Below are 14212 nucleotides of genomic sequence, written 5' to 3' on the forward strand. Positions count from 1 at the left end.
CATAAACAGTTAGCACTATGCATTTTTTCAACGTTATTCAGCGAGGTGGTTATGGCTCAAGTACTAATGGATCAAGCAAGCGGACTACGAGACGCGTTTTCGCGTCAACAGTGTATTAGCCGGGTTAAGAGTTACCAGAGCAGAATTCGCAAAGCAATCAGTAACAACAGAATCAGCGATGCTTCAATGCTATTGACTCAACTTGAAATTGCACAGCAACAACTTGAGGCGACGTATAAATAATATGACCAGCCTTTTTTCATCATTGCGTTGAATGGCCTAATCACCAGGCCATTCAAGCATTCGATCATTTGCTCGCCACAAACAACACTATCTATTTAGCATTAGTCAACAGTATAATGTGCGTTGATCCCGCCATATACATCTGTCACAGGAACAGCAATGCTAGAAGAACAGCAAAACAACCCGCTACACGGCCTTAAACTAGAAACATTACTGACCGAGCTTGTCGATCATTACGGCTGGGAGATCCTCGACACAGCAATGCGTTTTAACTGTTTCCATACCAACCCGACCATTGCTGGTAGCCTGAAGTTTCTTCGTAAAACAGAGTGGGCCCGTGAAAAATTAGAAGCGTTTTATCTATCCCGTTTCAAGCGAATGCCTAAGCCAACCGCAGAGGAGCGCGATCTACCGCCCCGTAAGCGTACTTTCCCTGTCGGTATTGTGCCAAGAGAGCCAATGGAGCTGACTGTTGAGTCCATTTTACTTTCTCAGGCAAAGGCGGCATCTGCCTATAAAGCCAGATCATCACGCAAGCATCCTCGACGCCGATAGGAAGAAAGCATATTCTGAAGGTTCGGCCTTGAGTACCAGCTCGAACCTTCTTGCCTCGTGCTCACTCACTAGGGCGATTGTTCTCACACACCGTACTTTTCAGCTTCACTTCATAACGACTCAGCAGTTTATTGTATTCTCCGCTTTGACACAGCTTGCCCAGTGCCTGGTTGAAGCTATCTCGTACCTTGGCTTCTTTAAAGCTGGCCTGAAAGCTCGTTACTGACGGGAACACATAATGAAACGTCGCATCATCCGCTACATAACCCAACGCTTTGGTGAAGTAGATAAAAATACTCCTATCAATCACTGCAATACGGTTATTGCCCTGCCAGAAAATTCGAACCTGATCTGCCTGATCGGCAACCTCGATATAGTTCTCCCGCTCCGGCGACTGAGGTGAGTAAAGTTGCTCAAATGCATCGCCTAACTCCAAGTAGGCATTCTGCCAGGTCAACACCAGATGGTCTTTCAAGTCAGCCACCTGTTCAATCTTTTTACTACTGGCCTTTTTACTCACGGCAACATTGGCGAAAGTGATGAAATGATCCGAGTAAAACACCCCGCTATCATCCTCCAGAACACCAACACCAACGTCTGCAATCCCTTTCTGAACCGCAGTCTGGATCTCACCAAAAGGCATCTGTACAAAACGAACGTCATAGTCATCCAGTGCCAACTTGATGATGTCGACCTGCAAGCCACTTATCGCCTGGTTAATAACATAGGGAGGCATATCAACTGAAATCGCCACGGAAAGTGGAGGCTTTGCTGCAAGTGATTGTGGACCAAACACTATCGAGATTGAAATCGCTAACAGCTTGATAAAACAACGAGCTTTTCTGAATGAAACGAATAACGAAGCAGACATTCGTTGTATTGTAACCATCATCACAGACTCCCGGCAGGATAAACTGAAAGTATTATGAAGTTTAACACCTGCTCGGGAAGTGGGAGGGGTTAGTTAAAGGATCCCTAAATTAGGTTTTATTGGTTGCTTTAACCTTTTCAACCTACCACTCCCTCACAAGTAACCGGCTCTTAACACCCTTTACCTGTAACCCCATTGCTTCAAATACATCCTCGAAATTTCGGCATTGTGATGGCAAATTAGGCAATGACAAAACAGCTTCATCAAAAAAGCGGGTTTGCTCCTGCTCGCTCTGCCAGGCAGTTTGCCACCACTCCAAAATACGCTCTTTGGACTCATTCAATCGCTTATTTTTTGGCAGCCTGTCTTTCTTGTTCAGATTCTCTGTTGTTGTCGTCGGCAGTAAGTTCCAACGATCATTGTTCGGCCAGTAGGCAAACGGCAAGCAATGATCAACATGGTATTGATTACGAAGCTTTTTTCCACTCCATACGCTATGGATTTCAGTACCGCACTGCCGTAGCGCATCGACTTTCTTTCGTACTTCTCGGGTATCGTGATCTTTATCTACCCAAATCAAGCAGTCATGATACTGTTGCAACCCGATGTTTCGCGCTTTGTTACTTTCAAACCGTTGCATTTCAAGTACCCATTGGTTCACTACCAATGGCTCAATCCAGCTATTATATAAGCGTAAACACTCCCACAAACTTTCATCCAAAATAAACGTGCCGAAACTTCCTAAAAAGTCACTGTCGATAAAGAAAGAAGAAAGTAAATTTCTTCGTTTAGAAGGTGGCATCATTTCAAACAGCCTATTATCATTGGCTCCTTGATAAATAAACTTCACAGGTCCTTGCTTAATTGTCGACAAAGCATCTTTCAAAGCCTTCTGTAGCGCTTTGGCATCTTCACCTGTAAATAATGAACCGATTGCCAAGTCATCGGCCGACAAATGAGTCAGCTTTTGCCAGCCGTCCTCTTTGACAAAACCAAGCCCTTTACTGGTATTACTGTTTTGCTGGATCCCTTTTAAACCATCAATGTCTATATCAATTAAGCGCTTAAACTGACGAATCCAGTAAAGGCCAACAAGGCCAAGCGGAATAGCTACCTTTCCATCAGTTCTGTCCATGACTGCACCGGGGTGGGCATCTGCAATTCGTAACAAGGTTCGAAGCAATGCTAATTTATAGGTTGCAGATTTGCTGTCGTTGACAATGATGTGGCGTACTTTGGTCAAATCACCTGAACCATCATCTGGCAAGTTGAACACAATTGTCTGCCACTGGACATAGTCCCGCCCCATTGTGTCCTTACTAAGATCACTTTTATGACAAACATGAAGTGCATGATCCGTTGCTAATTGCTCAAGTTCTTCAACAGAAACACCATGAGTCGAACGACCATCATTAAAACTACCATGGCGTAGTGTAATAACTAGTTTTCCGTTAGCTGCCAGTAAATTTGCTAATTTCCGAAACGCTCGCTTTCGCTTAGATTTAGCGAGATGCATCCAAACTGCAGATACAAGAATTAAATCATAACGCATCCCCAAATCAGTCACTTTCGCTAAATCAGGGAGAACATCATCAATCCAAGTCACCTCCACACTGTCAGTATACTGGCGGCCAAAAGCTCTTAGCGATTTTGCAGGTTCCACTGCAAACACTTCACAACCACATTGAGCAAACCATTTTGCATCTCGCCCCGAACCAGCACCAATATCCAACACCCGAGCAGGTTGGAGATCATTATTCAGCACTGGCCAATACGGTTTCCAGCTAGCATGAACATCCTCAAAAGATACTTGCCGGTAATTATCAGCCAGCTTTAAGGCGTTGTTATGATAATACTCAATATTTTTGTTCACTGAAGACACATTTACTTTATGCAACTACGCGTATTTTAGTCTCAATAATTATTAATTGCATCAACATGATAGGTAAAGTTATAACAAGCGCACTCTTTGCTCATTTAGAGATGGGGTCATACCCTCCTCGTTGAAAAGGTTAAGATAAAGAAAGGAACTTCTATGCCACGCCCAACAACTCATCACTACAGCAATTACAAACCTGATCATGACCCAGGTATCCTGCTGGTCGTATCGTGTTACAGGTTACGCACTGTTTAAAGAAGCCGTCGTTGCTGAGTGTCTCGAGTAACGCATCAATTGCACCAACAATATCATCACACCGGAATGTGCCAACCGTATGCCAGCGATGAACCGGTTTATGCTCATTCTGGATAACGGTGCAGAGCTTCAGGCTAATCGGCTTAAAACTTTGATCATTGCAGGCCGCCATTGAGCATGGGGAATCGACATTGAAAAAGTCGATAGGCATGTAAGAGCCCATGCAAACATAAGGATAATGGCCATTGAGGTCATCAAGTGACAGATACTTTTCTCGCTTTATTCCTTGCTCCAGCATCAGACTCTCGATATACACCAATACGCCCTGTCTCAAGTTGTCATCGAGACTTACCAAGCCCTGAAGCATTACACCATACGCCTGCGTAAGCTGTTTTGTTGTCAATATCACTTTCTACCACTACCTAATCTGCTGTGTCGCTATGCTGATGACATAGACGTAACTGTCTACATGTCACACTGCTAATCACTCACACTGCAATGTTTCTCATTCACTCGCTATTCTCCATAATCAAAGCAACTTTTCACTATTGGTTTAACTTTTATTTCAATTACTTCGACGGCATCGATTGCTATTTGATACCTCACGACACTCTGTGCATATTCACGCTGCGGTCCAGTTCAAAATCGGCCAAATCACGAGCACCCCTAATCAAGCCGGCGTGATGTTGTACTCAAAATAAGTAGATAAGAAATACGTGTACCTTATCACCGAATAAAATGCTCAATGGTGGTTTCAGGTCTTGCATCTACTTATTTTAGGTATATATTTGTCTGCATATGGAATACTGGATAAATAACCATGTCTTTACATCAACTCGGTCACATTATGGATATCACCAAGAAGTTAGACGCCATCGGTTCTGCACAACGCGAACGGCTTGCCTTCATTGACTTTGCACTCTATTTCCTGGGCGAGGTCACCCGTAAGGATCTAATTGATCGCTTTGCTGTCGGGCATGCTGCTACAACACGCGACTTTGCATTGTATAAAGAGATTGCTCCCGACAATCTGAAGTTGGATATGCGATCAAAGAAATATTACAAGCAAGCAACGTTTACCCCGTTGTTTAATCTGGATCTCAAGAAAACTCTGGCTACCGTATCACTAGGCTACGGTGATGGCTTTTCCGGGTTTCAGGAGTTTCCGATCAGCTGCGAATCACCTGAATCACTGACTATTCCGAAAACGGCAATTATGGCAGTGCTGTGTGAGGGCATTTATCGCAACAAAGCGGTTGAAATTGAATACATCTCAACATCCAGCGGTAAAGGACAACGTGAAATTGTGCCGCACAGCCTAGTCGATTCAGGCAATCGATGGCATGTCCGCTCTTATGACCGCAAGAATGCACGGTTTATGGATGTCGTTTGCAACCGCGTTGTATCAGCGCGCATTATCGACGAATCGCCAGCCAACCATGAGCAATCGAGTGAAGATCGCCAGTGGCAAAAATTTATCGAGCTTGAACTTATCCCCCACCCTCAGCAGGATAACCCTGAAGCCATTGAGCTTGATTACGAAATGAAGGATGGCAAAAGAATCATCGAAGCGCGTGCGGCGCTTGCCGGATACCTTCTACGTAAATGGGAAGTCGACTGCAGCAAAGACGGCAAACTTCACAAGTGTGTAGGTTATCAGCTGGCACTGGCAAACCCTCAAGCGCTATACCAGGTTAACAGTGCTATGCTAGCTCCGGGTTATGAAGCATAGAGCACCTTGCTGCTAAGTGCTTCTGACATACACGAACAAACTACAGGGAAAGAAACATGTTCGAGCCAATCATTGATGACGATAAATACGCATTTGCATTTATTGGTCCGCACTGGCCAAGCTTTATCAACTTGAAGCAATGCGATCCAGAGGTTATTCATCGCCTTGAGAAGGCTCCAGATAAACAGGGCCAGTTTGACTTAATTTTTACCCTCGAGAAAGAGCTGTCTGATAACGATCCTAGCGATGCCTATCGCCTGACGATTGAAGACAGAACCAATCACGGCGCATCGGCTAACTTTCTGACTTTCGCATCAAAGGATAAAAATAAGGTGAAGCAATTTATCTTAGCTATTGTTCAGGGGCTTACCCAACAACAACTGATTGGCGTTAGTGTTATTGATATTCAGTGGGCATTGGAAACAGGAGGCAGGGAGCTGTCTTTAATGACTGTTGAAGCAGAATCGAAACTAAAAAGTACGGTCAATAACGCCCTGTTTGTTTACACCAACAATCAGGGCAATATAAATCATTTTGAAGCAACGGTTCAGCGGGTTCAGGAATCGCTTACACCCAACGCAACCCTGGTTGCAATGATTGCACCAGTAGAGGGCCCTGCCGACGCCTTCCGCTTAACAAAGGTTGACGCTTAATACATCCTAATATTGAAGTTACTTAGGAATGTTAAAGCTTTTCTCATCCTTGCAGGTAAATGTGTAGTAGTTACTACGCTCGTTGAAAACAGAGAAGCCTTTGCCGTAACAATATGCGCCATTTAACTCGTTCATATAGGCAAGTGTTTCTTTGTCTTTTACTAGGAAGTAACTGTCATTTTCACAGATAACCCTGATCTTGCCATCATCTCCCTGAGAGTAGGTTTTTACCTTGGCGCCACACAATGTGAAGCTCAAATCAACATACTCATCGGCGCGCTCGTCCACTGTTTGTGAACAGCCAACAAGAAGCAATGGTAGTAGAATAATGCTCAGTAATGGTTTCAAAGCCAAATCCTTGACAAATAAAGTTTTATAATCAGTGTAATAGCAATATTATGCTGAATTATAGCAGCCAGTGCAATAAACTTCAGGGTACGATAGTGCTTACATTGTCGATATGCTTCGAAGAATTTCCATTCAGCGTTTTTTCTTGCCTTGCTTTTCATCAATACGGCGTCGATGCCAAATAGAATAGTGGCGCAACCCTGCCGGTCCATGTGCGATAAACACTGACATTAACAAGACAGTAATAAACAACATAGGTTTGTGCTGCGGAATAATAAAGAAAGAGCCAAGCAACATCAGCTTCACCAGCGTCAGCACACCTTTTAGCTGAATTAACCATAATTTGGATCGACTGATTTCCAGCGTCATCAGAATAACGCCAGTCACCATTGCCAAAACCCACCAGTTCAGCCATAACTCGCGCTCGACGCCATACAAAATACCGCCGGCTGAGCCTGCGATCCCTAAGATATGCAAAGCCCTCACCCCTGTTTTACTCAGGCGTTGAATCCAAAAACGGGTCTCTGATATTGGGTATTGATCTTTAGACGCTGTGCGGTGATCGGATGATTTTCTTTCGGCGTGTACTTGTTGCTGTTCTGCGGTTGCTTTTTTCATCTTGTTGTCAGGGTATTCATTCAGTACATGGAAGAATACCCTTTCTTTGCCAAGGTGTAATCTGATTCTTTAACGAGTACTTGCCTTCGTCAGGGTCGTGATTTCACCATCGACCACCAGCACGCAATCCATTCCGGCTGCCAGGGCAGCGGTTTTACCTAGTTCAGTATCTTCAAATACCAAACACTCACTGGGCTCAACACCGATGCGCTGTGCAGCCTGTAAGAAGGTATCAGGGTTGGGTTTATGCTTTTCTACGTCATCGGCGGTAACCAGCGCATCTAGCAATGGCAGGATGTTTGTTTCGCCAAGCAATGGTAACGCGTTCAACTGACGGCACCCGGTGCCAACGGCAATCTTCTTTGATGGTTTATTATCGAGCAGCAACCGATAGGTGGAAGATATCACTTCTCCCTTAAAATCCAGCGTTTCAAAAAACTCGCTTTTGGTATTCGCCAAACGCTTGGTATCAAAGTTCTGCTGATAGCGGTGGTTAATTGCCTGCGCCGTTTTTATCGTCGGCATACCACCCAGGCTGTAAAACCACTCCTCGTCGAACGGGATCTCGAAGAGTACGCATGTTTTTTTCCACGCCTCGACATGAGCCGGCATTGAATCTATCAGGGTGCCATCCATGTCAAAAATAAGTCCTTTATAGGGTGTTAAGTCCATATTGCTCCTTTAACTTGCGGGTATCTATTCCTGTTTTCTCCTAAAACCTATCAACCCACCATGTCACTTTTATTGCATATGTTCAAGCTGTATGGCTGCACGATCTCGTCAAATCGTTACCTTTCCCTCAGGCAAACGTTTAGGTGGAAATGAATTATGGGATTTAACGAACATCCAACCTAACTAGTCCCCACTTTCTGGCTATCCGATCAAAAAATCCCTGCGTTTTCTTCAGCTCGATCCAATGGTTGATGTAATTTATCCAAATCTGATCCTCTTTGGGCAACAACATAGCCACAGGTGTCGGGCGGCGCATGCCGTTGACTTTGGCAACAGTTAGCTGGGGAAATCGATTGGTGATTGTTGCAGCTTCGATATTCGATGTCACAATGACGGTTGCTTTATTGGCCAGTAACTGCTGATAGTCACGGAGGGGAGCTTGAATGACACTATGGCGCGCTTTGGGAAATAGTTCTTGTACCAGCGCCTCTTGAACCGTTCCTCTGGTCGAAATGATCGTCACAGAGCTCGAATTGAAGTCACTCCATTTACGAAATCGTTTAAAATTCTGCTTTTGAATAACGGGAACGAAAGCGAGATTAAAATACGGCTGGCTATAACCGGCGACTCGCGCCCGCTTCATGTTCAGCGCCGCGCTGCCTGTCATGTCATATTTGTCGGTTACGACACCGCTGACCAAGGTTTTCCAGTCGGTCGCGACATACTCCACTGTCACCCCCAAATCCTTCGCCAGCTCGGTGGTAATGTCGATATCAAAGCCTTTATAAAAATTGGTCGCAGGATCACGGATAGTCATCGGATTCCAGTCACCCGTGGTCCCGACTCGCAGCACGCCACGATCAATTATTTCCTGCAAACGACTAGGAGCAGCATGAGAGGGAACTGAAAACACCGACACCAAAGCAAAAACAACAACGACAACTTTCTTCAGGGCGTACAACGCTCTCATAGATACCTCTCCCCCAATCTACCTGAATACACAAGCGCATACGTTTAAAGATAGCAGTAATTTGATCAGGCATTTCGCAAAGAAGTGATACCCCAAAAGTTGTCGTTCCGTGTCGTCCCTTGCTGGGTTATGACGAAGAAGCCATTTCCTGGCAATCATATCCTTTAAGAAAGAGATCCACGCATCGCTCCAGATACACACGGCGTTCTTCATCCGACTCGCCGCTATCCTGACCGAGGTATTTCCAGTACACAGCTTTGCCATGAAGCATCAATAGCAGCTGCAGGGCAGCATCACGCATATCGATATCAATGGCTATGACCCCTTTTTCTACATTGTGCCCCAAGTATTCGGCCACCATATCCGTTGTCGCTTTTGGCCCGGCATTGAGATACACCAGGGCAAGTTCAGGGTGTGTATCGGCCTGGCTGACTGACGTCTTGTAAGTATGCTGCGCCTCATCACTCATCAGCATACTCTGGAACCGCCAGGCAAACTCACAAAGCACTTGTCTCATCGTACTTGAGTCATCAATTAAACTCCCGTCCAACTGGTTTGCCGTACACTTTGCGCGAATACAAGTGTCAAACAGATCATCTTTGGTTTTAAAGTGAGCGTACACCGTTTGTTTGGAAACCTTAGCCCTAACAGCAATAGCATCCATACTGATGGCATACCCCTGCTCAGCAAACAGCTCACCGGCGGCTTCTAGGATCTGCTCTCTCTTCTTTGCACTTCTCGGATTCAATACTGGCCCACTCACAATTAACATCCTTACATCACAATTGACAGTTTTGACACAATCAAACTGGACAGTCTAGTTTGCTTGAGTTATTTTTAACTCATATGGACTAGACAGTCTAGTTTTAGCATATACCCAAACTACCTCAAGATGCTCGTTTCAGCGAGAATTACTTGGGTTTTAGGCTAGGCACCGATTTGAAGATCTAGTGGTTCTAAATCAATAATCGGTAACAACGCATAGAAGCCAAGTAAACTCGCCCTTTGGGAGTGAGCCAGCGAACTCATTTCTGTGTCAAATAACGTTGAAAGGGGTAGCCATTCCTACCGTTATTTTCCTTGAACTGAGCACGCTGGTCTCACTCTGAATCCTGCATCTTGAGGTAGCTTGGGTATAAACCCTAATCAGGATGAATTACCATGCGACGGAAATTAAAGTTCACAGCCTGCAGCTTACTGGTTGCATCAGCACTACTAAGCGGCTGCAACACATCAAATACCGAAGCAAGTCAAACACATGAAACCCAGCAGATACCAAGGGTTAATACCGTTACCCTCGCTCCATCAGATCATTATCTGGTAGAACGGGAATATGTCGGCACTGTCCAGGCTGGCCAGCAGGCCAACCTCGGGTTAGAACTGGGTGGCAAGATTGCGCAGATCCTTGTTGATGTCGGTGACAAGGTAACTGCCGGCGATCCGCTGATCATCCTCGACAAACAGCTTCTTCAAACCCAGGCTGACGAGCTAAGTGCCCAACAGGCGCAAATTACTGCCCAGCTAGAATTGATTGAGGCCAACCTGAAACGGCAAAAAGCCCTTAAAAAGAAAGGCTTTAGTGCCGAATCTGAAATCGACAACCTAAACAGTCAGAGAAACGCCCTACGGGCAAATTTCCGCCAGCTCGCAGCCTCTTCGGCGGCCAATCAGCTCCAGCAGAAAAAATCGACTGTGTTTGCCCCGTATGACGGCACTATCAGTGCCCGGTTTGTTTCGAAAGGCGACGTAGTCAATACCGGCGCTCCAACACTGACATTGCTTGCCAGTACCAATAAAGAAGCGCACATAGGCATTCCGGCCAAACAACTGACCAAGATGAGTGGAGAGGCGGACTGGACATTACGTATCGGCAACCGCTCCTACCAAGCCAGCTTGCTCAACCCAGGAGCACGGGTAGACACCGGCTCCCGTACCGTGAAGCTACGGTTTGGCCTGCCGCAAAATGCTGACGTTATTGACGGTGAACTGGCCTACCTGCAGTTTGATGATATTCGCGAAAAGCCGGGATACTGGATCCCACTGTCTGCAATGACTGATGGCATTCGTGGGGTTTGGAATGTGTTTGCCCTCAACGAAAACAATCAGGAACTGCGCATCGAACGTCGCTCAGTTCAGGTACTTTATGCCAATAACGATCACGCCTTCGTGACCGGGGCGATCAGCAATGGCGAGCGTCTGGTTTCCGACGGACTTCACCGCTTGGTACCGGGACAGGCTGTGATGCCGGTAAAGAAGTTGCCTTTGCCTCTGAATAATTCGGATGACGAGGCGTAACCCATGAAGATAAACCACATTATCAGCAACACGCGGCTATTGGTATTGGCAGTGGCACTGCTCATTGTCAGTGGCCTTTCCGCAATCAATACCCTACCCCGCGCTGAAGATCCGGTGATCCATAACCGTTTTGCCAGTGTGATCACCCATTTCCCCGGTGCAACTGCCGAACGTGTCGAAGCGTTGGTGACGGAAAAGATTGAAACTAGCCTGCGGCAGCTTGATGAAGTAAAGCTGCTCGCATCTGTTTCTCGGCCGGGGATCTCCGTTGTAAGGGTTGAATTAAAAGATGAGGTAAACAACGCCGAGCCCGTATGGTCTCGGGCAAGGGACAAACTGGCCGATGCACAGCCTTTACTGCCACAAGGTACTTCTGTGCCCGAGCTGGATGATGACCATGGCTATGCCTTTACGGTGATCACCGCCTTGAGATGGCAAGGACCGACCAAGCCGGATTTGCTGACTCTGCGTCGCTATGCCATCGAGCTGGGTAACCGCCTGCGGGTATTGAACGGTACTGAGTTCGTCGATCTGTACGGGCTACCGGACGAAGAGATCCTGGTTACCATGGATCCTAGCGTCACAAGTGCCCTGGGCCGCTCAGCGATTTCCTTATCCAATGCAATCAACAATGCCGATGCAAAGAACTCCGCGGGTGAGCTGGTCAACGGTGCCAATCGCTTTACGCTGGAAGTGTCAGATTCACTGGATTCACTCGACAGAGTAAGGCGGGTACCGGTAGCCATTGACGAAAGTGGCTATATGATCCGGTTGGAAGATATTGCCGAAGTCGAGCGCACACACGCCTCACCACCTGCTGAGTTAGCCGTCATTGACGGGAAACCCGCCATTCTTGTTGCGGCCAGAATGCAGCCAACACTTCGTGTTGATCAATGGACCCAGCGGGTCAAAAAACTGCTTGATAATTATCAGCAAGAGGTTCCTTCCAATATCAGCGTTGACCTTGTTTTTGAACAGCAAAGCTATACCGAGACTCGTCTATCAGAGCTCAATGAAAGCCTGTTGCTAGGCTTCTCCATTATTCTGGTTGTTCTGCTGCTGACGCTGGGAATACGCTCGGCCATCATTGTTGCACTCTCTCTGCCATTAACCAGTCTGGTTACACTGACAATGATGAAGTTTACCGGGTTGCCGATTAACCAAATGTCAGTTACTGGGCTGATTGTGGCACTAGGGATCATGGTCGATAACGCTATCGTCATGGTCGACACTATTCAGCACTATCGCCAACAAGGTGTTGCCAAGCTCACTGCAGCCGTGAAAGCAGTCAACCACCTCTGGATCCCACTGTTGGGCTCGACGCTGACCACTGTACTGGCATTTGCACCAATCTTCCTGATGCCCGGCCCGGCAGGAGAATTTGTTGGCGCCATCGCCATCACCGTCTGCTTCTCGCTGATCGGTTCATACCTGATATCCCACACCATCGTGGCAGGATTCGCCTCCCGCTGGCTGCCCGCACAAAAAAGCGCACAGCGTTGGTACCACACTGGCATCTCGTTCCCGGCACTCAGTGCCCGGTTTGAAAAGTCAGTAAAGTTCGCGATTAAGCACCCGGCGATTACCGCGTTGCTTGTTTGTATATTGCCATTTACCGGTTTCTGGAGTGCATCGCAGCTAACCGAACAATTTTTCCCGCCTTCGGATCGGGATATGTTCGAGATTCAGGTCTTCTTACCGCCTCAGGCCAGCATTTATGCGACACTCGATGCCACCAGACAAGTTGACGAGATCATGGCGGAATACGACACTGTCGAACAAATCAGCTGGTTGGCCGGCGGTAATTTCCCGTCATTCTATTATAACCTTGTCAGCGGTCAGCAAGGTGCGCCCTACTTCGCCCAAGCAATGGTAAAGGTCACCGATTTCCAGGCCGCCAACAGCTTGATCCCGGAGCTACAAATCAGGCTTGATCAGGCCATGCCTCAAGCCCAGATATTAGTCAGGAAGCTTGAACAAGGGCCTCCGTTCAATGCACCGCTAGAAGTACGTTTGTATGGTCCGAATCTGGATCGGTTAAAATCGATTGGTGAAGATATTCGCCTGATCATGGCCGAAACGCCAGATGTCACCCATACCCGCGAGACCTTGCAACCCGGCACACCTAAGGTCTGGATCAATGTGAACGAAGAAGCCAGCCAACTTAGCGGCCTCTCCCTGAGCGAGCTGGCTGATTTGCTACAGGCTTCACTCACCGGACGCGTCAGCGGCAATGTGATTGAAGCGACAGAGTCCATTCCTGTGCGTGTCCGGGTGAAAGACGAACACCGGGAGAATATGGCCAACTTAAGTAGCCTTCGCCTGCCGGTTCGCTCAGGCGAAGGGCTGACGGGCCTTCCGGTCTTTGCCTTGGCTGATCTCAAGCTCACGCCTACCCGAGGAGCCATTCCCCGTCGTAACGGACAACGGGTGAATGTTATCGAAGGGTATATCCGGGCTGGTGTTTTACCACAAACGGCGCTCGATCACTTCCAGGAAAATCTCGAAGCCTACGCCCAGACACTTCCGTCAGGCTACACCATCGAATTTGGCGGTGAGTCGGCAGAGCGAAATGAGTCCGTCGGCAACCTGATGGCGAATCTCACTATGGTCATGACCTTATTAGTGATGGTGGTTGTGATCTCGTTTAACTCGTTCCGGCTTAGCCTGATCATTTTCTCCGTTGGCCTATTAGCAGCCGGACTGGGCATACTGTCGGTATGGATATTCAGTTATCCGTTTGGCTTTACTGTAATTATCGGCCTGCTTGGCCTTGTCGGACTGGCTATCAATGCGGCTATTGTCATCTTGGCCGAGCTCAAGGCCAGCCCGAAAGCCTTGCACGGTGATACGGATGCCATTCTGGTCGCGGTGATGAGCTGTACCCGCCACATCACCTCTACCACCATTACCACAATCGGTGGCTTTATGCCGTTAATTCTGGCAGGTGGTGGATTCTGGCCCCCCTTTGCAGTCGCCATCGCTGGCGGTACACTACTAACGACTATCGTCTCTTTCTACTTCGTGCCGGCGGCCTACCGGCTTGCCGTCATCAAGAAACCACTTTGTGACGGAAAGCTTGTAGAGGCTTAATAGCTCACAGCAATAAACCGATAAACGA

At 47.2% G+C, this 14212-nt stretch carries 14 protein-coding genes; 6 read left to right on the top strand and 8 right to left on the bottom strand.

Annotated features, from left to right (window positions below):
• The first annotated feature begins 51 nt into the window (after positions 1 to 51).
• A complete protein-coding gene (locus BIT28_RS02575) occupies positions 52 to 243 on the top strand; it encodes a hypothetical protein (protein ID WP_075762078.1) in 192 nt (63 codons plus the stop codon).
• A 159-nt stretch (positions 244 to 402) separates the two neighbouring features.
• The gene (locus BIT28_RS02580; protein WP_075762079.1) at positions 403 to 798 is read left to right on the top strand and encodes a VF530 family protein; all 396 of its coding nucleotides are present in this window, start codon (positions 403 to 405) and stop codon (positions 796 to 798) included.
• 61 nt (positions 799 to 859) lie between these two features.
• On the opposite strand, the gene BIT28_RS02585 is transcribed toward BIT28_RS02580, so the two are convergent.
• The 3 genes from BIT28_RS02585 to BIT28_RS02595 all read right to left on the bottom strand — a co-directional run bounded on the left by BIT28_RS02585 (position 860) and on the right by BIT28_RS02595 (position 4206).
• Positions 860 to 1690 (bottom strand): substrate-binding periplasmic protein, encoded by an 831-nt coding sequence (locus BIT28_RS02585; RefSeq protein WP_083651706.1) that lies wholly within the window; start codon positions 1688 to 1690, stop codon positions 860 to 862.
• Positions 1691 to 1811: 121 nt separating this feature from the next.
• Positions 1812 to 3542 (bottom strand): class I SAM-dependent methyltransferase, encoded by a 1731-nt coding sequence (locus BIT28_RS02590; RefSeq protein WP_075762080.1) that lies wholly within the window; start codon positions 3540 to 3542, stop codon positions 1812 to 1814.
• A 160-nt stretch (positions 3543 to 3702) separates the two neighbouring features.
• Positions 3703 to 4206 (bottom strand): hypothetical protein, encoded by a 504-nt coding sequence (locus BIT28_RS02595; RefSeq protein WP_139310428.1) that lies wholly within the window; start codon positions 4204 to 4206, stop codon positions 3703 to 3705.
• Between the two features lie 417 nt (positions 4207 to 4623).
• Between BIT28_RS02595 and BIT28_RS02600 the strand changes: the two genes are divergently transcribed.
• A complete protein-coding gene (locus BIT28_RS02600; RefSeq protein WP_075762082.1) occupies positions 4624 to 5535 on the top strand; it encodes a WYL domain-containing protein in 912 nt (303 codons plus the stop codon).
• A gap of 56 nt (positions 5536 to 5591) precedes the next feature.
• Entirely contained in the window at positions 5592 to 6188 is a 597-nt protein-coding gene (locus tag BIT28_RS02605; RefSeq protein ID WP_075762083.1) for a hypothetical protein, read from the top strand.
• A gap of 18 nt (positions 6189 to 6206) precedes the next feature.
• On the opposite strand, the gene BIT28_RS02610 is transcribed toward BIT28_RS02605, so the two are convergent.
• From BIT28_RS02610 to BIT28_RS02630, 5 genes are all read right to left on the bottom strand, one after another.
• A complete protein-coding gene (locus tag BIT28_RS02610) occupies positions 6207 to 6536 on the bottom strand; it encodes a hypothetical protein (protein ID WP_075762084.1) in 330 nt (109 codons plus the stop codon).
• A gap of 132 nt (positions 6537 to 6668) precedes the next feature.
• Positions 6669 to 7154 (bottom strand): hypothetical protein, encoded by a 486-nt coding sequence (locus BIT28_RS02615; protein WP_245823635.1) that lies wholly within the window; start codon positions 7152 to 7154, stop codon positions 6669 to 6671.
• 69 nt (positions 7155 to 7223) lie between these two features.
• A complete protein-coding gene (locus BIT28_RS02620; protein WP_075762085.1) occupies positions 7224 to 7826 on the bottom strand; it encodes a beta-phosphoglucomutase family hydrolase in 603 nt (200 codons plus the stop codon).
• Between the two features lie 163 nt (positions 7827 to 7989).
• A complete protein-coding gene (locus tag BIT28_RS02625; protein WP_075762117.1) occupies positions 7990 to 8778 on the bottom strand; it encodes a transporter substrate-binding domain-containing protein in 789 nt (262 codons plus the stop codon).
• 145 nt (positions 8779 to 8923) lie between these two features.
• Positions 8924 to 9568, bottom strand: coding sequence for a TetR/AcrR family transcriptional regulator (locus tag BIT28_RS02630; RefSeq protein ID WP_075762086.1), 645 nt, complete (start codon positions 9566 to 9568; stop codon positions 8924 to 8926).
• A 389-nt stretch (positions 9569 to 9957) separates the two neighbouring features.
• On the opposite strand from BIT28_RS02630, the gene BIT28_RS02635 reads away from it, so the two are divergent.
• Positions 9958 to 11091, top strand: a complete 1134-nt coding sequence (locus BIT28_RS02635) for an efflux RND transporter periplasmic adaptor subunit (RefSeq protein ID WP_075762087.1) — start codon at positions 9958 to 9960, stop codon at positions 11089 to 11091.
• Between the two features lie 3 nt (positions 11092 to 11094).
• Complete coding sequence (locus BIT28_RS02640) at positions 11095 to 14184, top strand: efflux RND transporter permease subunit (RefSeq protein ID WP_075762088.1); 3090 nt, start codon at positions 11095 to 11097, stop codon at positions 14182 to 14184.
• The last annotated feature ends 28 nt before the right edge of the window (positions 14185 to 14212 follow it).

The sequence above is a fragment of the Photobacterium proteolyticum genome, from assembly GCF_001939735.1.
Taxonomy (GTDB): Bacteria; Pseudomonadota; Gammaproteobacteria; order Enterobacterales; family Vibrionaceae; genus Photobacterium; species Photobacterium proteolyticum.

What these genes read in the sequence shown, in the direction of transcription:
- BIT28_RS02575 (WP_075762078.1), top strand. Translation starts at nt 52, where the DNA reads ATGGCTCAAGTACTAATGGATCAAGCAAGCGGACTACGAGACGCGTTT.
- BIT28_RS02580 (WP_075762079.1), top strand. Translation starts at nt 403, where the DNA reads ATGCTAGAAGAACAGCAAAACAACCCGCTACACGGCCTTAAACTAGAA.
- BIT28_RS02585 (WP_083651706.1), bottom strand. Translation starts at nt 1,690, where the DNA reads ATGATGGTTACAATACAACGAATGTCTGCTTCGTTATTCGTTTCATTC.
- BIT28_RS02600 (WP_075762082.1), top strand. Translation starts at nt 4,624, where the DNA reads ATGTCTTTACATCAACTCGGTCACATTATGGATATCACCAAGAAGTTA.
- BIT28_RS02605 (WP_075762083.1), top strand. Translation starts at nt 5,592, where the DNA reads ATGTTCGAGCCAATCATTGATGACGATAAATACGCATTTGCATTTATT.
- BIT28_RS02615 (WP_245823635.1), bottom strand. Translation starts at nt 7,154, where the DNA reads ATGAAAAAAGCAACCGCAGAACAGCAACAAGTACACGCCGAAAGAAAA.
- BIT28_RS02620 (WP_075762085.1), bottom strand. Translation starts at nt 7,826, where the DNA reads ATGGACTTAACACCCTATAAAGGACTTATTTTTGACATGGATGGCACC.
- BIT28_RS02630 (WP_075762086.1), bottom strand. Translation starts at nt 9,568, where the DNA reads ATGTTAATTGTGAGTGGGCCAGTATTGAATCCGAGAAGTGCAAAGAAG.
- BIT28_RS02635 (WP_075762087.1), top strand. Translation starts at nt 9,958, where the DNA reads ATGCGACGGAAATTAAAGTTCACAGCCTGCAGCTTACTGGTTGCATCA.
- BIT28_RS02640 (WP_075762088.1), top strand. Translation starts at nt 11,095, where the DNA reads ATGAAGATAAACCACATTATCAGCAACACGCGGCTATTGGTATTGGCA.